Annotated in this window: 21 protein-coding genes; 7 read left to right on the top strand and 14 right to left on the bottom strand. The window is 71.8% G+C overall.

Going from position 1 to position 23,194, the window contains the following annotated elements; genetic code table 11:
• Nucleotides 1–409: 409 nt before the first annotated feature.
• Both ACIBCA_RS05495 and ACIBCA_RS05490 read right to left on the bottom strand, forming a co-directional pair.
• Nucleotides 410–1,744: a PhoH family protein gene (locus ACIBCA_RS05495; RefSeq protein ID WP_396281506.1), complete on the bottom strand. Its 1,335-nt coding sequence runs from the start codon at nucleotides 1,742–1,744 to the stop codon at nucleotides 410–412.
• A gap of 269 nt (nucleotides 1,745–2,013) precedes the next feature.
• Nucleotides 2,014–2,808, bottom strand: coding sequence for an isoprenyl transferase (locus ACIBCA_RS05490; RefSeq protein WP_051838466.1), 795 nt, complete (start codon nucleotides 2,806–2,808; stop codon nucleotides 2,014–2,016).
• Nucleotides 2,809–3,186: 378 nt separating this feature from the next.
• Between ACIBCA_RS05490 and ACIBCA_RS05485 the strand changes: the two genes are divergently transcribed.
• The gene (locus ACIBCA_RS05485; RefSeq protein ID WP_396281505.1) at nucleotides 3,187–4,806 is read left to right on the top strand and encodes a chitinase; all 1,620 of its coding nucleotides are present in this window, start codon (nucleotides 3,187–3,189) and stop codon (nucleotides 4,804–4,806) included.
• A gap of 155 nt (nucleotides 4,807–4,961) precedes the next feature.
• Here the strand turns inward: ACIBCA_RS05485 and ACIBCA_RS05480 are convergent, their stop codons facing one another.
• Nucleotides 4,962–5,681: a prepilin peptidase gene (locus ACIBCA_RS05480; RefSeq protein ID WP_396281504.1), complete on the bottom strand. Its 720-nt coding sequence runs from the start codon at nucleotides 5,679–5,681 to the stop codon at nucleotides 4,962–4,964.
• 271 nt (nucleotides 5,682–5,952) lie between these two features.
• Between ACIBCA_RS05480 and ACIBCA_RS05475 the strand changes: the two genes are divergently transcribed.
• Nucleotides 5,953–7,167 carry a pyridoxal phosphate-dependent aminotransferase gene (locus ACIBCA_RS05475; RefSeq protein ID WP_396281503.1) on the top strand — a complete coding sequence of 405 codons (1,215 nt, stop codon included), beginning with the start codon at nucleotides 5,953–5,955 and terminating at the stop codon, nucleotides 7,165–7,167.
• Between the two features lie 244 nt (nucleotides 7,168–7,411).
• Here ACIBCA_RS05475 and ACIBCA_RS05470 read toward each other — a convergent pair whose 3' ends face one another.
• Nucleotides 7,412–9,241 (bottom strand): phosphoenolpyruvate carboxykinase (GTP), encoded by a 1,830-nt coding sequence (locus tag ACIBCA_RS05470; RefSeq protein ID WP_396281502.1) that lies wholly within the window; start codon nucleotides 9,239–9,241, stop codon nucleotides 7,412–7,414.
• Between the two features lie 283 nt (nucleotides 9,242–9,524).
• On the opposite strand from ACIBCA_RS05470, the gene ACIBCA_RS05465 reads away from it, so the two are divergent.
• Nucleotides 9,525–10,199, top strand: a complete 675-nt coding sequence (locus tag ACIBCA_RS05465) for a hemolysin III family protein (RefSeq protein ID WP_396281501.1) — start codon at nucleotides 9,525–9,527, stop codon at nucleotides 10,197–10,199.
• On the opposite strand, the gene ACIBCA_RS05460 is transcribed toward ACIBCA_RS05465, so the two are convergent.
• The 3 genes from ACIBCA_RS05460 to ACIBCA_RS05450 all read right to left on the bottom strand — a co-directional run bounded on the left by ACIBCA_RS05460 (nucleotide 10,170) and on the right by ACIBCA_RS05450 (nucleotide 12,612).
• On the bottom strand, nucleotides 10,170–10,718 hold the full coding sequence (locus ACIBCA_RS05460; RefSeq protein WP_396281500.1) for a hypothetical protein: 549 nt from the start codon (nucleotides 10,716–10,718) through the stop codon (nucleotides 10,170–10,172). The genes ACIBCA_RS05465 and ACIBCA_RS05460 overlap by 30 nt on opposite strands.
• 321 nt (nucleotides 10,719–11,039) lie before the next feature.
• Nucleotides 11,040–11,897 carry a hypothetical protein gene (locus tag ACIBCA_RS05455; RefSeq protein WP_396281499.1) on the bottom strand — a complete coding sequence of 286 codons (858 nt, stop codon included), beginning with the start codon at nucleotides 11,895–11,897 and terminating at the stop codon, nucleotides 11,040–11,042.
• Nucleotides 11,898–11,907: 10 nt separating this feature from the next.
• The gene (locus ACIBCA_RS05450; RefSeq protein WP_396281498.1) at nucleotides 11,908–12,612 is read right to left on the bottom strand and encodes a papain-like cysteine protease family protein; all 705 of its coding nucleotides are present in this window, start codon (nucleotides 12,610–12,612) and stop codon (nucleotides 11,908–11,910) included.
• Between the two features lie 291 nt (nucleotides 12,613–12,903).
• On the opposite strand from ACIBCA_RS05450, the gene ACIBCA_RS05445 reads away from it, so the two are divergent.
• Nucleotides 12,904–13,836 carry a hypothetical protein gene (locus ACIBCA_RS05445; RefSeq protein WP_396281805.1) on the top strand — a complete coding sequence of 311 codons (933 nt, stop codon included), beginning with the start codon at nucleotides 12,904–12,906 and terminating at the stop codon, nucleotides 13,834–13,836.
• 5 nt (nucleotides 13,837–13,841) lie between these two features.
• Here ACIBCA_RS05445 and ACIBCA_RS05440 read toward each other — a convergent pair whose 3' ends face one another.
• Nucleotides 13,842–14,471: a hypothetical protein gene (locus ACIBCA_RS05440; RefSeq protein WP_396281497.1), complete on the bottom strand. Its 630-nt coding sequence runs from the start codon at nucleotides 14,469–14,471 to the stop codon at nucleotides 13,842–13,844.
• Nucleotides 14,468–16,192: an alpha/beta hydrolase gene (locus ACIBCA_RS05435; RefSeq protein ID WP_396281496.1), complete on the bottom strand. Its 1,725-nt coding sequence runs from the start codon at nucleotides 16,190–16,192 to the stop codon at nucleotides 14,468–14,470. Before ACIBCA_RS05435 ends, ACIBCA_RS05440 begins: the two co-directional genes overlap by 4 nt.
• Before the next feature lie 100 nt (nucleotides 16,193–16,292).
• Between ACIBCA_RS05435 and ACIBCA_RS05430 the strand changes: the two genes are divergently transcribed.
• Nucleotides 16,293–16,658, top strand: a complete 366-nt coding sequence (locus tag ACIBCA_RS05430) for a hypothetical protein (protein WP_396281495.1) — start codon at nucleotides 16,293–16,295, stop codon at nucleotides 16,656–16,658.
• A 5-nt stretch (nucleotides 16,659–16,663) separates the two neighbouring features.
• On the opposite strand, the gene ACIBCA_RS05425 is transcribed toward ACIBCA_RS05430, so the two are convergent.
• The 4 genes from ACIBCA_RS05425 to mca form a co-directional block, all read right to left on the bottom strand.
• Nucleotides 16,664–17,524 carry a GNAT family N-acetyltransferase gene (locus ACIBCA_RS05425; protein WP_396281494.1) on the bottom strand — a complete coding sequence of 287 codons (861 nt, stop codon included), beginning with the start codon at nucleotides 17,522–17,524 and terminating at the stop codon, nucleotides 16,664–16,666.
• Nucleotides 17,525–17,585: 61 nt separating this feature from the next.
• Nucleotides 17,586–19,628, bottom strand: coding sequence for a thioredoxin domain-containing protein (locus ACIBCA_RS05420; protein ID WP_396281493.1), 2,043 nt, complete (start codon nucleotides 19,626–19,628; stop codon nucleotides 17,586–17,588).
• Nucleotides 19,629–19,671: 43 nt separating this feature from the next.
• Complete coding sequence (locus tag ACIBCA_RS05415) at nucleotides 19,672–19,863, bottom strand: hypothetical protein (RefSeq protein WP_031076542.1); 192 nt, start codon at nucleotides 19,861–19,863, stop codon at nucleotides 19,672–19,674.
• Nucleotides 19,864–19,912: 49 nt separating this feature from the next.
• Nucleotides 19,913–20,821, bottom strand: coding sequence for a mycothiol conjugate amidase Mca (gene mca, locus ACIBCA_RS05410; RefSeq protein WP_396281492.1), 909 nt, complete (start codon nucleotides 20,819–20,821; stop codon nucleotides 19,913–19,915).
• A gap of 243 nt (nucleotides 20,822–21,064) precedes the next feature.
• On the opposite strand from mca, the gene ACIBCA_RS05405 reads away from it, so the two are divergent.
• Together ACIBCA_RS05405 and greA are read left to right on the top strand one after the other, a co-directional pair.
• Complete coding sequence (locus tag ACIBCA_RS05405; protein ID WP_396281491.1) at nucleotides 21,065–21,478, top strand: DUF4307 domain-containing protein; 414 nt, start codon at nucleotides 21,065–21,067, stop codon at nucleotides 21,476–21,478.
• A 262-nt stretch (nucleotides 21,479–21,740) separates the two neighbouring features.
• Nucleotides 21,741–22,241 carry a transcription elongation factor GreA gene (greA, locus tag ACIBCA_RS05400; protein ID WP_396281490.1) on the top strand — a complete coding sequence of 167 codons (501 nt, stop codon included), beginning with the start codon at nucleotides 21,741–21,743 and terminating at the stop codon, nucleotides 22,239–22,241.
• Nucleotides 22,242–22,323: 82 nt separating this feature from the next.
• On the opposite strand, the gene ACIBCA_RS05395 is transcribed toward greA, so the two are convergent.
• The gene (locus tag ACIBCA_RS05395; RefSeq protein ID WP_396281489.1) at nucleotides 22,324–23,193 is read right to left on the bottom strand and encodes an ABC transporter permease; all 870 of its coding nucleotides are present in this window, start codon (nucleotides 23,191–23,193) and stop codon (nucleotides 22,324–22,326) included.
• Nucleotide 23,194: the final 1 nt, after the last annotated feature.

The raw sequence follows: 23,194 nt of genomic DNA, 5'->3' as shown, positions 1-23,194 counted from the left end.
CCCACGCGTGACCGTACGGGCGCAAGATGCCCCTGAACACGGACCTCCGCACGGTGCTCTGGTCACGGGAGGTGCTGGCCCGGCGTCCGGTCGAGATGAGGCGACCGAACGTTTTGATCGGGCGGCGTACGGCCCATCGGTCTTCAATTGTGTGTCCACCGACCGGAGTTGGCGGACCATCCGGGGCCTGACCTCCGATACTCGGAGGCCCTGCCGCGCCGTACGCGGGGCCTGACAGAACCCTCACCATGCCGCAAGCGGTGGTGTCGACGCAATTCCCACTCGCGTGGCGCATGTCACATTCACCGTGACGTCACGGGCGCACGGGAAGCGGGGCCCGCTCCCTCAGAAGCGGGCCCCGCGCGGCCAGTTGACCGTATTGTCCGACTATGCCCCGATCAGGGGCGGATCACGGCTGGATGTCCTCCAGCATCTCCGTGACCAGCGCCGCGATCGGCGAACGCTCCGAGCGCGTGAGCGTGATGTGGGCGAAGAGCGGATGGCCCTTCAGCTTCTCCACCACCGCCACCACCCCGTCGTACCGGCCCACCCGAAGGTTGTCCCGCTGCGCCACGTCGTGGGTGAGCACCACCCGCGAGTTCTGGCCGATCCGGGACAGCACCGTCAGCAGGACGTTGCGCTCCAGCGACTGCGCCTCGTCCACGATCACGAAGGCGTCGTGCAGCGAGCGCCCGCGGATGTGGGTGAGCGGCAGCACCTCCAGCATCCCGCGGGAGATGACCTCCTCGATCACGTCCGGCGTGGTGACCGCGGAGAGGGTGTCGAACACCGCCTGGGCCCAGGGGCCCATCTTGTCCGCCTCGCTGCCCGGCAGGTAGCCCAGCTCCTGGCCGCCCACCGCGTACAGCGGCCGGAAGACCATCACCTTGCGGTGCTGACCCCGCTCCAGGACCGCCTCCAGGCCCGCGCACAGCGCCAGCGCCGACTTCCCGGTGCCGGCCCGGCCGCCCATCGAGACGATGCCGATCTCCGGATCCAGCAGGAGGTCCAGCGCGACCCGCTGCTCGGCGCTGCGTCCCCGCAGCCCGAACGCCTCGCGCTCCCCCCGCACCAGCCGCACCCGCCCGTCGCCGGTGACCCGGCCCAGCGCCCGGCCCCGCTCCGAGGTGAGCACCAGGCCCGTGTGCACGGGCAGTTCGCCGACGCCGTCGACGTCCACCGAGGCGTCGTGGCCGGCGCCGAACAGCGCGTCCACCTGGTCCGCCGGGACGTGCAGTTCGGACATGCCCGTCCAGCCCGAGGTGATCGCCAGCTCGGCCCGGTACTCCTCGGCGAGCAGGCCCACCGAGCTGGCCTTGATCCGCAGCGGGAGGTCCTTGGACACCACCGTGACGTCGTAGCCCTCGGCCTGCAGGTTGCGGGCCACGGCCAGGATGCGGGCGTCCGCCTCGCCTCCGCCGGCGCGGTATCCGGCCGGCAGTATCGACAGGTCGGAGTGGTTGAGCTCGACACGGATCGTGCCGCCCAGCTCCCCGACCGGGATCGGCTCGTCGAGCCGGCCGAAGCGGATGCGGTAGTCGTCGAGCAGGCGCAGCGCCTGCCGGGCGAAGTACCCCAGCTCCGGGTGGTGGCGCTTGTCCTCCAGCTCGGTGACGACCACCACGGGGAGGACGACCTCGTGCTCCTCGAAGCGGCTCATGGCGAGAGGGTCCGCCAGGAGCACGCTGGTGTCGAGAACGTACGTGCGCCGGTCTGGTGTCCGGCGGCTCTTGGAACTGACCACGTGGCCTCCAGAGCGGATGACCCTGCGTCATCCGCGGCATGCCGGCCCCCGCTGCCCCGGTGGCCTCGAGGCCGGTCTGGAAGGGAGTATTCCCAGGCGAGCGGCGGTGCATTCGCGCTCCCGGCGAACTGACGGATCATTGCCGGTGAACGTTTGGCCTCGCGAGGGGCCCGGGTAGGCAAGCCCTACGGCGGTCATTCGTCGGTGGTTCGTCGGTCATCGGGCGGTCGTCCGGCGGGACGGACCGGCCCGTGAACCCCCGCCGGGGGTCAGAGACCCATTCGGCGCTGGCGCTGTTCGTACGCGCGCAGGGCCCGCAGGAAGTCCACCTTGCGGAAGGCCGGCCAGTACGCCTCGCAGAAGTAGAACTCGCTGTGGGCGCTCTGCCAGAGCAGGAATCCGGACAACCGTTGCTCGCCCGAGGTGCGGATGATGAGGTCCGGGTCGGGCTGGTCGCGGGTGTAGAGGTGCTCGGAGATGTGCTCGACGGTCAGGACCTCGGCCAGCTGTTCGATCGAGGTGCCGCGGCCGGCCTGCTCCTGGAGCAGCGAGCGGACGGCGTCGGCGATCTCGTGCCGGCCGCCGTAGCCGACGGCGACGTTGACGGTGATGCCGTCGATCCCGGCGGTCTGCTCGGCGGCGCGCTTGAGGACGCCGGCGGTGTGCTCGGGCAGCAGGTCCAGGGCGCCGACCGGGTTGACCCGCCAGCGGCGGGCGGCGGCCAGGCCCGTGACGGCCTCCTCGATGATGCCCAGCAGCGGGACGAGCTCGTCGGCCGGGCGGTCGAGGTTGTCGGTGGAGAGCATCCAGAGGGTGACGACCTTGACGTGGGTCTCGTCGCACCAGCCGAGGAACTCGGTGATCTTGTCGGCGCCGCGCTGGTGGCCGTAGGCGGTGGAGCCGCCGGTCGCCTTGGCCCAGCGGCGGTTGCCGTCGAGGATCACGCCGATGTGGTGCGGGGTGCGTGCGAGGTGCACCTCGACGCGGCGGCCGTAGAGCCCGTACATCCCGTCCAGCAGGGTGCGCAGCCCCGGCGTCCGTTCGGCGACATCGCGCAGACCCATGGTTCCCGGCCCCTCCGTGCTTCGTTCAGGTGGTGCGTCTCAGCCCCCGGCGCAGCCTACTCCGGTGGGCAGGCAGCCGGTAAAGCCGCAGGTAGCGGTCTGGTCACGGTCCTGTACGGAGTCTGTCCCGGCAGGCGTGTCGGGGCGCTCCGGGGGGCGTTTCCGCCATGAACACGGAACGGTCTCCGATTCCTTAAGTAATCCGTAAACCGTTCGTCCAATGCTTGACGACCGGCAATGGTCTAGTCCAGCTTGTGACCCAGGACGCAGCGACCCCCGCTCGCCTCACCGGCTCACTCCAGACGCAACGCCCTCCCCCACACGCGGCCGCCGCGCCCCCCACCGCGGCGGCCGCTCCTCCCCCAGGAGCGTCACCCCATGGCCCGTACGCTGAACCAGCCTGCCCACAAGCGCCGTCGCAGCCCCCTCCCGGCCGTCGCGGCCGGTGCCACCGCCCTCGCCGTCGCGGGCGGCAGCCTCGCCCTCTTCGCCGGCGGCGCCAGCGCGGCCGTCGGCAACCTGGCCTCCAACGGCGGGTTCGAGAGCGGCCTGAGCGGCTGGTCCTGCACCGGCGCCGCGGCCGCCGTCTCCTCCCCGGTCCACTCCGGCACCGGCGCGCTGCAGGCCACCCCCGGCGCGGGCGACACCGCCGAGTGCACGCAGACCATCAGCGTCCTGCCCAACTCCAGCTACACGCTGAGCTCCTGGGTGCAGGGCCCGTACGTCTACCTCGGCGCCCGCGGCACCGGCGGCACCGACCCGTCGGCCTGGTCGAACCAGAACAGCTGGAACCAGCTCTCCACCAGCTTCACCACCGGCGCGAACACCACCAGCGTCACCGTCTACCTGCACGGCTGGTACGGGCAGAGCGCGTACCTGGCGGACGACGTCCAGCTGATCGGCCCCGGCGGCACCTCCACGCCGTCCCCGACCGCCACGCCCACCCCCACCCAGACGGCGACCGCCACCCCGACCGCCACCGCCACGCCCACGCGGACCGCGACGCCCACCCCCACGGCGACCGCCACCCAGACGGCGACCCCGACCCCCACGGCCACGCCGACCGCCACCCCGACCAACACCACCCCGCCGGTCACGGGCCTGCCCGCCCACGCGATCACCGGCTACTGGCAGAACTTCGACAACGGCTCGACCGCGCAGCGCCTGAGCGACGTGCAGAGCGCGTACGACATCATCGCGGTCTCCTTCGCCGACGCGGTGCCCACGCAGACCGGTGCGATCAGCTTCACCCTGGACCCGGGCCTGTCCAAGGCGCTCGGCGGCTACACCGACGCGCAGTTCCGCGCCGACATCAAGGCCAAGCAGGCCGCCGGCAAGAAGGTCATCCTCTCCATCGGCGGCCAGAACGGCGCCATCACGGTCGGCGACGCGACGGCCGGCAACAACTTCGTCAACAGCGCCTACGGGATCATCAAGGACTACGGCTTCGACGGCGTCGACGTCGACCTGGAGAACGGCGTCCAGGCCGGTCCGCTCGGCAACGCGCTGCACGCCCTCCAGGCCAAGGTCGGCCCGGGCTTCATCCTGACGATGGCCCCCGAGACCATCGGGATGTACAGCACCGCGGGCGCGTACTTCCAGCTGGCGCTGAACACCAAGGACATCCTGACCGTCGTCAACACCCAGTTCTACAACTCGGGCGGCATGAACGGCTGCGACGGCAAGGTCTACAACCAGGGCACCATCGACTTCATCACCTCCCAGGTCTGCACCCACATCCAGGGCGGCCTGCGGCCCGACCAGGTCGGCATCGGCGTCCCCGCCTCCTCGCGGGCGGCCGGCGGCGGCTACGTCTCGCCGACCGTGGTGAACAACGCGCTGGACTGCCTGGCCACCGGCAACAACTGCGGCACCTTCGTGCCGCCGGCCAAGTGGCCCGCCATCCGGGGCGCGATGACCTGGTCCACCAACTGGGACGCCAACAACGGCAACGCGTTCTCCACCACGGTCGGCCCCTTCGTGCACAAGATGCCGTGAGGTTCCGCCCCTGAGCCCAACTCCCCCCGGCGCGCCGCTCCTTGAGGGTGGGGCCTGCGCGCCGGCGGAAGGGCCCGCCGTACCCCACCCGGTACGGCGGGCCCTTCCGCGTCCCTCCGTCTATGCCGTCTATGCCGCCTAGCTGTCTATGCCGTCTATGCGGTGAGCACGCCCAGCAGCGCGCCGAGCAGCAGGAACGGCCCCACCGGGAGGTGCAGTCCGCGCACCGGGCGGCGGCGGGCGAGCGCGGCGGCCGCCCGCACGAGGGCCCACAGGCCGGCGAGCACCCCCGCGGCGAACAGTCCGCTCAGCGCCGCCGACCAGCCGTACCAGCCGAGCAGCCCGCCCAGCGCGAAGCCCAGTGGGGAGTCGCCGGGGCCCAACGCGCCCATCCAGACGGAGAGTTCGAGGACGGCGCCGACCGCCAGTGCGACCAGCAGGCAGCGCAGCAGCGCCTCCGGGCGGCCCTCGGCCACCGCCGCCACGACCAGCGCGGCGGCCACCCCGGCGATCAGCGGCACGGTCAGCCGGTACGGGAGCCTGCGCACCCGGGCGTCGACGACGCCGAGCACCACGCCCACGGCCGCGGCCCAGCCCAGCGCCGGCGCCATGGCCGGCAGCCGGTGCGCCGCGTACGCCACCGCGACCGCCACCGCCACGGCCGCCGCCTCCACCGACCAGGGGCCGGAGCCGAATCGCTCCCGGCAGTGCGGGCAGCGCCCGGTCGGCGGCAGCAGCCGGAAGCCCCGTCCGCAGGACGGGCAGGCGCCGCACCAGGGCTCGCCCTCCGGCACGGCGAACCTGGCGACCAGCGCGCGCTGCCCCGGGGCCGCCAGCAGAGCGACCAGCACCGCCACGACCACGACCGTCACCACGGACGCACCCCTCCTCCACCCGGCTGTCGGCCACATCCTGCCCTGCCGGGCCGGGCCCCGGGCCATGTGCCGTGCGTCTCCTTCTCCACGGGAGGACGGCGGCGCCCCTCGCATACGCGAGCATTCCGGACATCCTGCCGCCGGTTTGGAAGGCCTCCCGAGGCCCCCACCTGTCGATCCAAGGTCGGCCCGGAGGGGCCGTTCGAGCCCTCGGAAGCACCCTTTCCGACACCCCCCGGGCGGACCGTTTGTACCCCTAAAGTAGGCGGACATGCAGGTCATTCAGTCCAGCAAGCTCGCCAACGTCTGTTACGACATCCGCGGCCCGGTACTCGACGAGGCGATGCGGCTGGAGGAGCAGGGCCACCGCATCCTCAAGCTCAACACCGGCAACCCGGCCACGTTCGGCTTCGAGGCGCCCCCGGAGATCCTGCAGGACATCCTGCGCAACCTCGCCAACGCGCACGGCTACGGCGACTCCAAGGGCCTGCTCTCCGCGCGCCGCGCCATCGTCATGCACTACGAGGAGCGGGGCCTGCACGGGCTGAGCGTCGACGACGTCTTCCTCGGCAACGGCGTCTCCGAGCTGATCCAGCTGGCCATGACCGCGCTGCTGGACGACGGGGACGAGGTGCTCGTCCCGGCACCGGACTACCCGCTGTGGACGGCCTCCGTCTCCCTGGCCGGCGGCACCGCCGTGCACTACCGCTGCGACGAGCAGTCCGAGTGGTACCCGGACCTCGCCGACATCGAGGCCAGGATCACCGACCGGACCAGGGCCCTGGTCGTGATCAACCCCAACAACCCGACCGGCGCGGTCTACCCGCGCGAGGTGCTGGAGGGCCTGGCCGAGATCGCCCGCCGCCACCAGCTGGTCGTCTACGCCGACGAGATCTACGACAAGATCCTCTACGACGACGCCGAGCACGTCCCGCTGGCCACCCTGGCGCCCGACCTCTTCTGCGTCACCTTCAACGGCCTCTCCAAGGCGTACCGCGTCGCGGGCTTCCGCTCCGGCTGGATGGTGCTCTCCGGCGACCGCACCCGCGCCCGCAGCTACATCGAGGGCCTGACCGTCCTCGCCTCGATGCGCCTGTGCGCCAACATGCCCGCCCAGCACGCGGTGGCCGCCGCACTCGGCGGCCGCCAGTCGATCAAGGACCTGCTGCTGCCCGGCGGCCGACTCCTCGCGTCCCGCGACGCCGCCTACGAGCTGCTCAACCAGATCCCCGGCGTCAGCTGCGTCAAGCCCAAGGGCGCGCTCTACGCCTTCCCCCGGCTCGACCCCAAGGTCCACAAGATCAAGGACGACGCCCAGATGGTCCTGGACCTCCTGCGCTCCGAGCGCATCCTGCTCGTCCAGGGCACCGGCTTCAACTGGCCCGAGCCCGACCACTTCCGCCTGGTCACCCTCCCCCGCGCCGAGGAGATCACCGACGCCGTCACCCGCATCGGCGAGTTCCTCGGCGGCTACGCGCAGCCGTAGCCGTAGCCGTGGCCGTAGCCGCGGAGACGGCAATGGCGGGGGCACTACGGAAGTAGTGACACTACGTGCGTAGTGCCACTACTTCCGTAGTGCCCCGGCGGATCGAACACTACGGCCGGAGTCCCGGGCCGTACGGTCTCCTTGGTCGGGGAAAGACCGTACGGCGGAACTCCGGCCGTCCTGTCGCTCGGCGGGCGCGCGGTTCGTGCCGCGCGCCCGCGTCCGTCTCGACTGAAGCTCAGGCTCAGCCCAGACGCGCGACCAGGTTCCGGTACTCGTCCCACAGCTCCTTCGGGGTGTGCTCGCCGAACAGCTCCAGGTGGGCCGGCACGAGTGCGGCCTCCTGGCGCCAGATGTCGGCGTCCACGGTGAAGAGCAGGTCGAGGTCCTCCTTGGAGAGCTCCAGGCCGTCGAGGTCGAAGCCCTCGACGGTGGGCAGCACGCCGATCGCGGTCTCCACGCCCTCGCCGGTGCCCTGCAGGCGCTCGACGATCCACTTGAGCACGCGGCTGTTCTCGCCGTAGCCGGGCCAGACGAACTTGCCCTCGGCGCTCTTGCGGAACCAGTTGACGTAGTAGATCTTCGGCAGCTTGGAGGCGTCCGCCCCGGCGCCGACCTTGAGCCAGTGGGCGAAGTAGTCGCCCATGTTGTAGCCGCAGAACGGCAGCATCGCGAACGGGTCGCGGCGCAGCTCGCCGACGGTGCCCTCGGCGGCGGCGGTCTTCTCGGAGGCGATGTTGGCGCCGAGGAAGACGCCGTGCTGCCAGTCGAAGGACTCCGTCACCAGCGGGACGGCGGTGGCGCGGCGGCCGCCGAACAGGATCGCCGAGATCGGCACGCCCGCCGGGTCCTCCCACTCGGGAGCGATGGTCGGGCACTGCGCGGCCGGGACGGCGAAGCGGGCGTTCGGGTGGGCGGCCGGGGTGCCGGACTCGGGGGTCCAGTCGTTGCCGCGCCAGTCGGTCAGGTGCGCCGGGGGCTCCTCGGTGAGGCCCTCCCACCACACGTCGCCGTCGTCGGTGAGGGCGACGTTGGTGAACACCGTGTTGCTGTGCAGGGTGTCGATGGCGTTGGCGTTGGTGTCCACGCCGGTGCCGGGGGCGACACCGAAGAAGCCGGCCTCGGGGTTGATGGCGTAGAGGCGGCCGTCGGCACCGAAGCGCATCCAGGCGATGTCGTCGCCGATCGTCTCGACCTTCCAGCCCTCGATGGTGGGCTGGAGCATGGCCAGGTTGGTCTTGCCGCAGGCCGAGGGGAAGGCGGCGGTGACGTACTTGGGCTCGCCGCCGGCCGGCGGGGTGAGCTTGAGGATGAGCATGTGCTCGGCCAGCCAGCCCTCGTCGCGGGCCATGGTCGAGGCGATGCGCAGCGCGTAGCACTTCTTGCCGAGCAGGGCGTTGCCGCCGTAGCCGGAGCCGAAGGACCAGATCTCCTTGGTCTCCGGGAAGTGCGAGATGTACTTGGTGGTGTTGCACGGCCACGCCACGTCGGCCTGGCCCTCGGCCAGCGGGGCGCCGACGGTGTGCACGGCCTTGACGAAGTCGCCGTCCTCGCCGAGCTGGTCCAGGACGGCCTGGCCCATGCGGGTCATGACGCGCATGGAGACGGCGACGTAGGCGGAGTCGGTGATCTCGACGCCGTAGGCGGCCAGCGGGGAGCCGACCGGGCCCATCGAGAAGGGCACGACGTACATCGTGCGGCCCTTCATCGAGCCGCGGAACAGGCCCGCCTCACCCTGGAACAGCTCCCGCATCTCGGCGGGGGCCTTCCAGTTGTTGGTCGGGCCGGCGTCCTTCTCCTGCTCGGAGCAGATGTAGGTGCGGTCCTCCACGCGTGCCACGTCCGTCGGGTCCGAGGCGGCGTAGTAGGAGTTGGGGCGCTTCTCCTCGTTCAGCTTCTTGAAGGTGCCCTGAGCCACCAGAAGGTCCGCGAGGCGCTGGTACTCCTCGTCGGAGCCGTCGCACCACTCGATGCGGTCCGGCTTGGTGAGCTCGGCGATCTCACTCACCCAGGCAAGCAGCTGCTTGTGACGGGTGGGCGCGGAGGCGCTGAGAGCAGAGATCTCGTACGACACGATCGCTCCTTCACGCCGTCTCGGCGAGGAGGCGGCGTAGCGGGGGTCTGAGGGTGCTTGCAGCGTAGCTCCGGAGTTCGGGCCCGATTGGGGCGGCGAGGCGAAATTGACGCATCTTTTACTACATTCAGTACGATTACTGGCCAGTAACCGAGCCTTGTCGGCCGGTCCCGAACCCTTCGAACGCGGCTCCGAATACTCCAAAACGTCTAAGAGTGGCGATCGTCACTTCAGTACGCATCAGTAACCTACGGATGCGTAGGTAACGGGTAGCATGCGGGGCATGACTGCTGCTGCGCTCGCGGAGAGGGCGCCCACCGAGGCCAAGCCGAAGTGGCGGGGCTGGCTGCACGCCGGAATGTTCCCCGCGACCGTGGCCGCCGGGATCGTCCTGATCTGCCTGGCCGACTCCACGCCCGCCAAGATCGCGTGCGCGATCTACTCGGTCAGCGCCTGGCTGCTGTTCGGGGTCAGCGCGGTGTACCACCGCTTCGACTGGGGCCCGCGCGGCGACGCCGTGCTGCGCCGGCTCGACCACGCGAACATCTTCCTGATCATCGCGGGCACCTACACGCCGTTCACGATGCTGCTGCTCAAGGGCGCCGACCAGCAGGTGCTGCTCTGGGTCGCCTGGGGCGGGGCGCTCGCCGGGATCGCCTTCCGGGTGTTCTGGGTCGGCGCGCCGCGCTGGCTCTACACCCCGGTCTACCTGGCGCTGGGCTGGGCCGCCGTCTTCTTCCTGCCGGACTTCCTGCGCACCGGCGGCGTCGCCGTCCTGGTGCTGATGATCGTCGGCGGAGTCCTCTACAGCATCGGCGGCGTGGTGTACGGGTTCAAGCGGCCCAACCCCTCACCGCGCTGGTTCGGCTTCCACGAGGTGTTCCACGCCTTCACCCTCGGCGCCTTCATCGTCCAGTACGTCGGCGTCTCACTGGTGGCGTACAGCACGACCGGCTGAACCCGGCGCGTTGTGACGGGCGGTCGCACGGTCCACGGACCTGGCGGCCGCCCGTTCCGCCGTCCAGGGCCGCTCGTACGGAGCCCGCCCCGGCGACCTGCGCGGGTACGGCAACTGCTCGGCCACGCCGGGGCCGTCGATGCCCGGCAGGTCCGCCCCGACCCCGGGAAGCCCGGGAAGCGCCGCCTCCGCCACGGGCCGCCGCTCGGCCGGCGCGGTGCGACCGCGCGCCTGCCGGGCGTCCAGCGCCTCGCGGGCCCGGCGGCAGCGCTCGCAGTGCGCGGCGTTGGGGATGCCCCGGGACGGGCGGTGCCCGGAGGGCGAGGGCGACTGGTGCAGCGCCCTCCAGCGGCGGGCCACGTAGACCATGACGAGCAGCACCTCGACGCCCGCGACCGTCAGGACCAGCATGGCGCCGTTGATCAGATAGGCCGCGACCACGGCCAACGCGGAGGCCACGACCACCACTCCGCTCCACACCTGGGCACTCGCCTGCCCGTCGTTCCCGTCGTCGGCCACTTCGGCTTCCCCTCTCCCGGCGCCGGGCTCGTGGTCGGCTCCTGCCGCCCCACCCCTTCTCCGCTCTCGGCACGCGTCGGCCAGCACTGACCGATTGCCACATGGTATCTACCGACAGTCACTCGGAGCTGCCCCGAAGCGGCGAACGACAGATCAACGTTGCGTCAATTCCATGTGCGGAAGCAGCACTTCCAGGACACATCACACACAGAAGTCACGTGGTCACGGATCCGAGCCGCCGGCCGGCGCGTTCGCGGGGACGCGACGAAGCGGCGGGGCCCCGGGTGGGCCCCGCCGCTTCGTCGCGTCGGCGGGCGGTGATCAGTCGGCGGTGCGGCGCCTGCGCAGCACCACGCCCGCGCCCGCCAGCGCGGTGACACCCAGCGCCGCGACCGCCGTCACGGCCGGGAGCGTCGAGCCTCCGCCCGTCCGCGCGTCCGCCTCCGCCCGGGCGACGTCGTACCCGCCGCCCTCACCGGCCCGGTCGTACGCCGAGCCGGGCAGCTTGTCGCCGTACCGCTGGTGCACCAGCTTCTGGTACGCCGCCAGCGACACCCCGCTCGCGCCGACCGAACGCCGGGCCTCGTCGTCCAGCGGCAGCACCCGGCCGTCGCGCAGCACGTACCAGGCGTTGATCTGCGGTTCGCGGAAGGCCGTACCGCCACTGCTCGCCGCCTTCGCCGCGTAGTCGCTCTCGTCACCGCCGGAGGCGATGTTCACCACCCGCCAGGTGCCGCCCTGGCGGACGGTCCAGACCGAGGCGCTCTGCCCGTCCGCCGCGACCACCTTGCTCGCGGTGAACTCCGCCCTGGCCACCGGCGCGCCCGGAGTGCCCGCGACGAAGGCCGCGTCCAGGACGTAGACCGGCACGGTGTCCCCGGCCAGGCGGGGCGCGGAGGCGCCGGCCGCGCTCGCCTCCTCGGCCGCGCCGATGGTCAGCTGCTGCGTCGGCGGGACGCCCTTGCGGGCGAAGAAGTGGCCCACCTGGTCCAGGACGGCAGGGGCCTGGACGGCCCCCCGCGCCTGCGCCAGCTCGGCGGCGGGCACCGGCGCCGGAGCGCCGGCGGGCTGGTCGGCGGGCTGGTCGGCGTGCGCGGCGGGGGCCGCCACCGCCAGGCCGAGACCGGCGGCGAGCAGGGCGGCCGCGGCGGCCCGGAGGATGCGCTGGGAGTCGGTCATGGTCGCCACCTCACGCGCCGATCCGGTAGAGGGAGTGGGTCCAGGAGAACGTGCTGTTGTTGACGTAGTACCAGTAGTCGCCCCAGTTGTAGCGGTAGTTGGACGGCCACGGGTCGCCCCAGTAGACCCAGTTGTTGCCGGTGTCGTAGCCGTACACCACGTGCATGTGCCCGCCGCCCGAGCTCCACTGGATGCGGGTCTCGACCGGGCGGTTCGCGTCCACCTCGGCCTGGACGGTGGAGTAGCGCAGGTAGCCGCTGACGTACGAGCCCGGGGCGATGCCCACCCAGTCCAGGCCGTTCTGCACATCGGCCAGCGACGCCTGGCTGTTGGGGCAGGAGGAGTCGACCGAGCGGCCGAAGGCGGCGTTGCAGAACTGGTTCTGGCTGTAGTTGTAGCCGAACCAGGTGGCGATCGTGTTGCCGCTCGCCGCCCAGCACCAGTTGGTCTGCTGTTGCTGCTGCATGCTGATGTTGAGCTTCTTGTACGTGCCGGCCAGGTCGGCCGTGCTGCCCGGCGCGGCGGCCTGGCGCACGTGGGCCGGAGCGGCGGCGGACGCGGCGGCGGGGTACGCGGGCGCGGCGACGGCGGGGGTGCAGACGGCGGCGGTGAGCGCCGGGCCCAGGACGCCGAGGGCGAGCACGGCGACCGCGCGGCGCGGCCGTATCCGTGACGTCCGTGGCGTCCGCGTGATCCGCGGAAGTGGAACTGGCATGGGGGATGCCTCCTTGCACGAGCGGAGCGACGTGCGATGTGGGGGTGTGGGGGTGCGGTCCGGATGGGGGTCCGGATCGCGCCACGAGCATCGCGCCGCCCTCGTGAGGCGGTCAACGGGCCTCGGAGGCACCGGAGTTCGGGTGTGAACGAGCAGCCACAGGTGTGAACAGCACCCGGAAAACCCCCGCGTGCAGCGCCGGGACCGGTGACAAACCACCGCCCTGATGTGAATATTCACGGTCAAAACCCGGAACTCCCGCGTCCCCCCGCTCCGCGCCAGGAGGCAGCCATCCGCCGCAGCGACCCCGCCGACCTCGCCGCCGCCCTGCGCACCGGCCCCTTCCACCTCGCCCTGCGCACCGCCATCACCACCCGCGGCCTCGCCCTCCACCGCCTGCGCCGCCACCTCGCCCTGCGCGGCGTCAACGTCGGTCTCACCAGCCTCAGTTACTGGCAGCAGGGACGCCGCCGCCCCGAACGCCCCGAATCCCTACGGGCCGTCGCCGCCCTCGAGGACGTCCTCGACCTGCCCCCGCACTCCCTCACCCGGCTCCTCGGCCCCCGCCGCACCGCCGACACCGCCCCCGCCGGCCCGCCCGTACGCCCCTACCGCGACCTCATCGCCCCCGCCACCGCCGTCGACGACCTGCTCGCCGCCCTCTCCGGCCCCCGCGACACGGGCCTGCACACCCTCACCCACATCGAACGCATCCGCATCGGCCCCGACCGCCGCCTCACCCGCCGCGACTCCCAACACGCCCTCCGCGCCCACCGCGACGGCATCGACCGCTACCTCGCCCTCTACCAGGGCGACCCCGGCAGCGACATCACCCGCGTCGGCGTCCGCGCCGAGGAGAACTGCCGCCCCGGCCGCATCCGCCGCGACCAGGCCAACCACCTCCTCGCCGCCGAACTCCTCCTCGACCGCCGCCTCCGCGCCGGCGACACCCACCTCCTCGGCTACGGCTTCGACGACTCCCCCGCCCCCACCCCCAGCTGCGAATACGTCCGCGGCTTCAACTCCGGCGCCGCCCAGTACGTCCTCCAAGTCACCTTCCACCCCACCGCCCTCCCCGTCCGCTGCCACCGCTTCGCCCTCCACGCCCCCGGCGAACCCCCCTACGAAACCGAGGAGTTGACCCTCGACGGCCACCACTGCGTCCACCTCGTCGCCACCGCTCTGCGCCCCTGCCTCCTGGGCATCGGCTGGGACTGGGAGTAGCCGGCTCAGACCGACCAGTACGGGTCGTTGACGGCGATCGTCACCGACCGGTGGGTGTCGGCGTCGTAGGTCGTCGCGGGCAGTCCGAGCGGCGGTTCGGGCACGCCCGGCCGGTACCGCACATCACCCAGATCCGCGACGAACCAGACCAGGTACGTGCCCAGCCTCTCGTCCGCGTGGAGCGTCAGGAGCATCCCGTCTCCGTCCAGGCATCCGAGACCGACCGGGAACCCGGTCTTGTTGCCCGGCTCGTGCCTCTCCGTCACGTGGCATCCCCGGCCGTTCCAGGTCCGGGCGACCTGGTCCATCACCTGCGGCAACTTCGCGGGAGAGATCCTGGTCCCCCCGAAGACCACAGCCGACAGCAGGGAGCGCACGCTGTGTTCGCCGTCGTAGAGATCGGGGTCCCGAGCCACCTGGTAATTGCCGGACGCATAGGTCAACGGGGGCGATATCCCGTCCATGGTCGCCCCCAGGACGCCGTCGATCCGCTCCCGCGCCTGGCCGGCGCTGAACCGCACCTTCGCCCGGTCCCCCATCCCGGCGAAGAAGTAGCTGTTCTCGTACAGCACCACCACGGCGATCACGCACATCGCGGCCACCGCCGGCACGACCACCGTCAGACGCGCCCTCACCTGCGGTCCACCCGCTGGACGTCGCCACCGTGTCCGGTGACCACCGCGGCGATGTTGCCGAGCGAGGGGCCGCCGTTCTCCGGGGTGAGGTACTTGGTGTGCGCCCCGTACATGGGGTCGGTCGCCGCGCTCCAGTCGTCGACGGAGAAGCGGGTGGCCCCGAAGGTCTTGCTGGCCGGGTCCGTCCCGTACCAGGTCCCGTCCGGATCGAACACCAGGTGCTGGGCCACCGCGATCGCGGTCCCGAAGTCCGTGGCGTTCCTCAGGTCGTTGTACGAGGGCAGATGGGTCACCGGGTCGTCCGCCGCCGCGCCGACCCATACGTGGCCCGGCATCTTCAGGTCGGACGCCCTGGGCGTACCGACGCCCGGGCTACCGACGAAGACCACGTCGTCCGGCGGCGCGTAGGACGGATCGTGGACCGTGAGCCTCGTGGCGAGGCCCGTCACGAGCGACCCGTAACTGTGCCCGATGGAGGTGATGTGCGGCGGCGTACCGCCTGCGTGGCTCGCCCGCAGCCCGGTGAGGAACCTCGCGTAGTCGGGGGCGCCCTTGGCCGCCGCGTTGCCGGAGGCCGCCGTCGGATCGGCGTCGGGGGCGTCGTAGCCCAGCCAGACGATGGACGCGACCGAGCCGCCGGGCTTCTTCCTGCGGTCCGCCTCACGCCACAGGTTCAGCGTGTTCTCCGCCTCGTTGGTGCCGGGAAGGTACGGCTCCCCCTTCGGGCCCAGCGAATAGGGGGTGGAGGTGATCCCGGGGACGTAGGCGGAGACGTCCGTGGCGGTGTCGGGGTTGCCGAAGGAGATGACCGCCCGCCCGTTGCCCTCGGTGCTGACACCGAGCAGGTACGCGAGCGGCTGGGTCGCCTGGTTCTCCACGTTGTCCTTGAGCCGCCCCTGGATCGCCGCAAGCCTCCGGTACTCCTCCGTTTCTTTCCTTCCCTCCCGCTCCAGCTGTACGAGACGGTCGTTCAGATACGTCCGGTTCAGCTGGTCCCGCTCCTGGGCCGGAATGCCGTCCAGGTTCCGGATCACGTCCGCGTGCTGCTTCCGGAACCACTCCTGCCCCTGCGGGTCCAGGCTCCTCCACCAGGCGTTGACCTCCGTCGGGGTCGCCTTCTCCCCCGGCAGGTCCTTCTTCCAGGGCTCGTGGCCCGTGGCGTTCGCCGCCGCCAGGTCCATCTCGGCGGCGATGCCCAGGCCGTTCCCGGTGTCGGCGTGCTTGGTGTAGGTGGTGAGCAGCTCCGCCAGTTGCCGGTCGGCCTCCGTCGCCTCGGTGAGCGCGGCGACGATCCGCTTGTTGATCTCCTCGGCCGCCGCCCGCTGCTTGTCCTCCCAGCCCGGGGCCGTGTACGCGTTCGCCGACGGCAGCCAGGACACCGCGCCGGAGTCGCCCACGGAGAAGCCCTTGGCCGCCGCGTCGTCGAGCGCCTTCCGGAGCTTCGACTGGGCCAGCGCGAAGAGGTCGGCGTGGTCGCGCAGGTTCTTGCCGATGGCCGTCATCTCCAGATCGGCCCCGTGAAGTTTCTTACTGGTCGCGTAGATGATCGGAGCGGCGGCCTGGGCCGCCTCGCCCGTCCAGTAGAGGTCGCGCACCGGGAGGGCGGTGCCCTTCTTCCAGTCCTCGACGTGTTGGGCGAACGCCCTGTGCAGCGCGTCGTAGGCGTCCGCCGCACTGATCAGATGCGCCAGATCGGCATTCCTCAGACTCGCCAGGTCCACCTGCCCCCACCCCCGAAGTACTGACTGAGCGTCAACTCCATTGCGTCCTGCCGCTACCGTAGCGTCCGTATCCGACGCGAACAGGCCAAGGAGGAGATCGATGGCGGGCGAGACCGGGTTCATGGCCAAACCGGAGGACCTGAAGGCGGCCGGGAACAACGCGGTGACGGTGGGCGGGAGGATCCCGGACGAGACGGCGAAGCTGGCCGAGCCGACCACGGGGGCGGTCGCGAGCCTGGCCGGCTGGCAGAGTGCGGCTCCTCTGCAGAACTGCGGTGCCGCGTGGAAGAAGCTGCTCGACCGGCTCGCGAACGACATGAAGGCGGCGGGCGGCAACCTGATCAACTGCGCCGACAACTACCAGCGCGGCGACACGCTTCCGATGCCGACCACGCCCACCGTGACCGTCCCCGACCCCTTCAAGACGAAGCTCATCGGCGGCAAGCCGCTCGAGAGCGACCTGTAGCCGCCCTACGCCGCAGTGAAGTCGACGACCAGGCAGTCCTCCACCGGCAGGTAGCCGATCTGCTGGTAGATGGAGTTGCTGGTGGGGTTGGCCAGGTCGGTGTAGAGGAGGACCTCCTGGGCGCCCTGGGTGAGGACGTGGGCGGTGGCTGCGGCGGTGGCGGCGGAGGCGTAGCCGCGGCCTCGGAGGGGGGCGGGGGTGTAGACGGGGCCGATGCGGGACATGCCGGCGAGGATGGGGCTGGCGCCGGCGAGGGCGACGGGGGTGGTGTCGTCCTCCCAGAGGTGGAGGCCGGCGGCGGCGATGCGGTCGTCGACGACCCTGGGGATGTCCATCGGCGGGACGTCGACCTCGGCGAGGAATTCCGCGTACCAGCGGATGGCCAGGTCGCGGTCGGCCGGGGTGGCGAGGCGGTGGCGGCCGGTGGGCGGGTGTGCGGGGTCGGTGAGGCGGCCGAGCCGGTAGAGCCGTTCCTCGACGCGGACGGCCTGGGTGGTGCCGGTGGCGGCGGTCCAGGCGTCGGCGAAGGCGCGGACGGCCGCGGCGCCGCCGCCGACTCCGGTGAGTTCGGTGAACCCGGGCCCGGCGGCGGCCAGTTGGACGGCGAGCTCGGCGGCGGCGGCCTCGGTCATGACGGAGAGCCGCGGGGCGAAGGGCGGCGTCTGGAGGAAGGCGGCCTCGACCGGTCCGTCCGCCTCCGGGCGCCACCAGCCGAAGACGGGCGGCTCGCCGAAGACGTCGAGGCCGGCGGCGGCGAGCCGGTGGCTGATGGTGAGCAGCACGGTGTTCTCGGCGGGCCGGGCGGCGAGGAAGGCTCCGGCTTCGGCGCGGAAGTCGTCGAGGGAGGTGGAGAGGGTCCAGGTCATGGCACATCCTCACCGCCCCGGACGCCCTCTGCCAACCAATATCTCCGCGTAGGAAGGGTGTCTAGGCGACGACCACCCCGAGCCGCGCCCCGAGCTCGGCCGGGTCGGTGGTGGGCCGCTCGCAGGCGAAGTGGCGGCAGACGTACGCGGCGGGGGCCCCGTCGACGAGCGGCCGGTCGGCCAGCAGGGGCACCTCCCCGTCAGCCGGGGTGCCGACCGCGAGGACGGCGCCGGGGGCGGTGGCGAGCAGGGCGGCCCGGCGCAGTGCGGCGCGGGCCGGGTCGCCGTCCGGTCCGACGACGGCGATCTCGCGCGGCCCGTCGATCAGCGCTTCGGCGACGGCGAGGCCCCAGCCGATGAAGCGGGGTGCCCGGCCGGCGAGGGCGCCGACGACGCCGAGGGCGCGTTCGGCGGCGGTGCGGTGGCGCTCGGAGCCGGTGTACGCGGCGTAGCCGAGGAGCGCGCCGGCGGCGGCGGTCCAGCCGGAAGGGGTGGCGTTGTCGGTCGGGTCCTGCGGGCGGCGGATGAGTTCCTCGGCGTCGTCGGCGGTGTCGTAGAGCGCGCCGGAGGTCTCGTCGGTGAAGTGCTTGAGCACGGTGTCGAGGAGTCCGCCGGCGAGTTGGAGCCACTCGGGCGAGCCGGTGACGGCGTAGAGGGCGAGGAAGCCTTCGGCGGTGTCGGCGTAGTCCTCGAGGACGCCGGCGTTGGCGCCGGGCCTGCCGTCGCGGGAGGTGCGCAGCAGCCGTCCGTCGGGGGTGAGGTGGACGGCGAGCAGCAGGTCGGCGGCGCGTTCGGCGGCCTCGACGAGGTCGGGGCGTTCCAGCAGGGCGCCGGTCTCGGCGAGGGCGGCGATGGCGAGGCCGTTCCAGGCGGCGACGACCTTGTCGTCCCGGGCGGGTGCGGGCCGGGTGGCGCGGGCTTCCAGCATCCGGCCCCGGATCTCCTCGTACTCGGCGAAGTCCTCGGGGTCGGTGAGGAGTTGGAGCACGGAGGTGCCGTGTTCGAAGGTGCCGTCGGCGGTGACGGTGAACAGCCGGGCGGCGGTGGCGGCGTCGGCGGGCCCGAGGAGGTCGACCAGCTGGCCGGGTTCCCAGACGTAGTACGCGCCTTCGGCGGAGGCGCCGGTCTCCTCGTCGAGGCTGTCGGCGTCCAGGGCGGAGGCGAACGCGCCTTCGGGGGTGCGCAGTTCGCGCAGCAGGAAGTCCGCGGTGGAGAGGGCGACCCGGCGTGCGAGCTCGGAGCCGGTGGAGCGCCACAGGTGCAGGTAGGCGCGCAGCAGCAGCGCGTTGTCGTAGAGCATCTTCTCGAAGTGGGGCACCACCCAGGCGGCGTCCACCGAGTAGCGGGCGAAGCCGCCGCCGAGCTGGTCGTGCAGTCCGCCGCGGGCCATCGCCTCGCCGGTGCGCGCCGCCATCTCCAGCGCGGCCTCGGAGCCGGTCCTGGCGTGGTGGCGCAGCAGGAACTCGATGACCATGGCCGGCGGGAACTTGGGCGCCCCGCCGAAGCCGCCGCCCCGCTGGTCGAACTCTCGGCTGAGGGTGACGAGCGCCTGGTGCAGGTCGGCCTCGCCGGGCGGCCGGTGCGCGCCCGCCGCGTAGACGCCGGCCCGCTCGGCCAGGTCGGCCCTGATCCGCGCGGCGACCTCGCCGACCTCCTCGCGCCGCTCCCGCCAGGCGGCGTCCACGCCTTCCAGCACCTGCCGGAAGGAGGGCATCCCGTGCCGGGGCTGCGGCGGGAAGTACGTGCCGAAGTAGAACGGCTCCTTGTCGGGCGTGAGGAACACCGTCATCGGCCACCCGCCCTGCCCGGTGGCGGCCTGCACGGCCTCCATGTACACGGCGTCGACGTCGGGCCGCTCCTCGCGGTCCACCTTGACGGCGACGAACCGCTCGTTGAGGTACCCGGCGAGTCCTTCGTCCTCAAACGATTCGTGGGCCATGACATGACACCAGTGACACGCGGCGTAACCGACCGACAGCAGAACGGGTACGCCGCGGCGGCGGGCCTCCTCGAAGGCGTCGGCCTCCCAGGGCCACCAGTCGACGGGGTTGTCGGCGTGCTGCAGCAGGTAGGGCGAGGTCGCGTCCGCGAGACGGTTCGGCATGACCCCCATCCTGGCCCATCGGGGCCGGGGTGGGGGCGGTGACTCACTCCTTGGGAGCTTCGGGCTCCTCCGTGAAGTCGACCTTCTTGAACTGGCGGTTCATCGACTTGGCCAGGAACCAGGTGGCCACGCCGAGGGCGGCGAAGACGACGAAGCCGAGGAGACCGGGGGTGACCTTGGCGTCGTCGACGGCGAGGTCAGCGGCGAGGTGGACGAGGTTCACGGGGGCGCTCATATCTCTATGGTGGCCCGGCTCACGGGGAGCCGGGCCGTCGGGGGGTGGTTCAGTCGCGCGTGTCGCCCGCGGCCGAGGCGGCGGAGGTGGGGGTGCGCAGTCCGGCGAACAGGTCGTCCTCCGGGAGGTCCACGTCGATCAGGGTACGGGCGAGCTCGTAGTCCTCGGTGGGCCAGACCTCGCGCTGGACGTCCAGCGGCACGCGGAACCACGGACCGTCGGGGTCGATCTGGGTGGCGTGGGCGATGAGCGCGCGGTCGCGGGTCTCGAACCAGTCGTCGCAGCGCACCCGGGTGGTGATCTCGCGCTCCTTGCGGCCGCTCTTCTCCCAGCCGGCGATCCACTCGCCGTACGGGGAGTCGTGGCCGTTGTCGGTGAGGTACTGGTGCAGGGCGCGGATGCGGCCCATCGGGAAGCCGTGGTTGTAGTAGAGCTTCAGCGGCTGCCAGGGCTCGCCGGCCTCCGGGTAGGCGTCCGGGTCACCGGCGGCGTCGAAGGCCAGCATGGTGATCTTGTGGGTCATGATGTGGTCCGGGTGCGGGTAGCCGCCGTTCTCGTCGTAGGTCGTGATGACCTGCGGCTTGAACTCGCGGATCAGCCGGACCAGGGGCTCGGCGGCCTCCTTGACGTCCTGGAGGGCGAAGCAGCCCTCGGGGAGCGGAGGGAGCGGGTCCCCCTCGGGCAGGCCGGAGTCGACGAATCCGAGCCATGCCTGGCCGACGCCGAGGATGGCCCGCGCCTCGTCCATCTCCTTGCGCCGGACCTCGTGGATGTTCTCCTCGACGTACGGGTCCCCCTGGAGCTTGGGGTTGAGAACCGACCCGCGCTCGCCCCCCGTGCAGGTGGCCACGAGCACGTCCACCCCCTGCTCGACGTACATGGCCATGGTGGCCGCGCCCTTGCTGGACTCGTCGTCCGGGTGGGCGTGCACCGCCATCAGTCGCAACTGCTCAGTCAACGCCTTGCGTTCCTTCCACATCGTCGGGCGTTCCGCGAAGACCGGACTGCCCACCGTACGAACCGCTCGGTTCGGGGCTCCGCCACCGCGGGACCGGGCGCCTTCGGACGTCGCCGACGCGGCCGGACCCCGCCCCCGCCGGACCGGCTGCGGGCGTGCCCCTCCTATAGTGACGGACTGGAGGTCCGTCGCATTCCCCCGCACCACCCGCGCGGCCCCTCATCCAGGAGAGGACGGCGCCCGATGACCGCAGACACCACCACCCCGCGGCCGCCCGAGGGCCGCTACGGCCGGGGCGGCGACGGCGAGTCCGACCGCCGGCTCAAGGTGGTCGGCGCGGTGTGCGGCGTGCTGGGCCTGGGCCTGATCGCGTGGATGGGCGGCTCCTACCTGCTGCGGGAGTCGAAGATCAACGGCTCGGTGCCGACGTTCCAGGTGCTCTCCGACTCCGAGGTGCAGCTGCACCTGACCGTGCGCAAGGGCGAGGGCCAGGCCGGCAGTTGCACGGTGCGCTCCCAGGGCGACGACCACGCGGTGGTCGGGGTGGCCGACTTCCCCGTCCCGGCGGCCGGGAAGACGTACGAGGCGACGGTGACCCTGCGCACCACCGCCCGGGGCACCACGGCCGAGCTGCTGGGCTGCACGCCCGCCGAGTAAGGCGCATATTCGATCCGGGGAGCGGGCATCCGTACTTCGTCCCGCACCCGGCTCCCGTACACCGTGGCGTAACGCCGCCGTCAACGCGGCGCCAACGGCTCTCCCGCTTGTCGGCAGGACTTGTTAGGCTCGTGGTTTCGCCCCTTCCGCACCGGATGGTACGGGAGCGGGCGTTGCTTTGTAGTTACGACCGAATTCGATCGTCGACCCTTGCTGACGACTCACACCCTCAGCACAGCCCCAGCACCTACGAGGAGCACCTGTGACCCAGACCAGTGAGAACGTGACCTGGCTCACTCAGGCCGGCTACGACCAGCTCAAGGCCGAGCTGGACCATCTGACCGGGCCCTGGCGCATCGAGATCGCCGCGAAGATCGAGGCGGCTCGCGAGGAGGGCGACCTCAAGGAGAACGCGGGCTACCACGCGGCGAAGGAGGAGCAGGGCAAGACCGAGCTGCGCATCCGCCAGCTGACCCAGCTCCTGGAGCGCGCGAAGGTCGGCGAGGCCCCGGCCGACTCGGGTGTCGTCGCCCCGGGCATGGTCGTCACGGTCGCCTTCGACGGTGACGAGGACGACCTGATGGAGTTCCTGCTCGCCTCCCGCGAGGTCGCCGGCTCCGACACGCTCGACGTCTACTCGCCGCAGTCCCCGCTGGGCCGCGCGATCGACGGCAAGAAGATCGGTGACGAGGCCACCTACGACCTGCCGAACGGCAAGCCCGCCATGGTGAAGATCGTCAAGGTCGTACCGCACGCCGGCTGATCCGGCCCCCAAGGACGCACGAGGGCGGCCGCCGAGTCACGATGACTCGGCGGCCGCCCTCACGCATACGTCCTCCGGCGGTTCAGCCCGCGGCCGAGCGGTACTTGCGCACCGACAGCCAGGAGAACACCGCCGTGATCACCAGCGACCACAGCACCGACACCAGCGCCGCGTGCTGCATCGGCCAGGCGCTGTCCACCGGCCCGACCTGGTTGCCGAACAGCTCCCGGCACGCCTGGACGGTGGCGCTGAACGGGTTCCAGTACGCCACGGCCTGCAGCCAGCCCGGCATCGAACTGACCGGCACGAACGCGTTGGACACGAAGGTCAGCGGGAACAGCCAGATCAGCCCCGCCGAGGTGGCCGCCTCGGGGCTGCGCACCGACAGCCCGATCAGCGCGCCGATCCAGGAGAAGGCGTAGCCGAGCAGGAGCAGCAGCCCGAAGGCGCCGAGCGCCTTGGGCACCCCGTCGTGGATGCGCCAGCCGACCAGCAGGGCCACCAGCGCCAGCACGACGAGGGTGAACGCCGTCTGGCACAGGTCGGCCAGGGTGCGCCCGGCCAGCACCGCCGAGCGCGCCATCGGCAGCGAGCGGAAGCGGTCGACCAGGCCCTTGGTCATGTCCTCGGCGATGCCGGCCGAGGCGCCCGCGACGGCGAAGGTGACGGTCTGGGCGAAGATGCCGGCCATCAGGAACTGGATGTAGGTGTGGGAGCTGGAGCTCGCCCCGGGAATCCGGATCGCCCCACCCATCACGTACGAGAACAGCAGCACGAACATGACCGGCTGCATCAGCCCGAAGATCACGATCTCGGGGATGCGGGTCATCCGGCGCAGGTTGCGCTTCGCCACGACCCAGGAGTCGTGCGCCATGGCGGCCGCGCCCTGGCGCGGGGCGGGCATGGCCTCGCCGATGGCGTGCGAGGTGGAGGCGCTGGTCCCGGTGCTCATC

The organism is Kitasatospora sp. NPDC051170 (assembly GCF_044455705.1).
Lineage (GTDB): Bacteria > Actinomycetota > Actinomycetes > Streptomycetales > Streptomycetaceae > Kitasatospora.
This window is presented reverse-complemented; position numbering and strand designations above follow the sequence as displayed.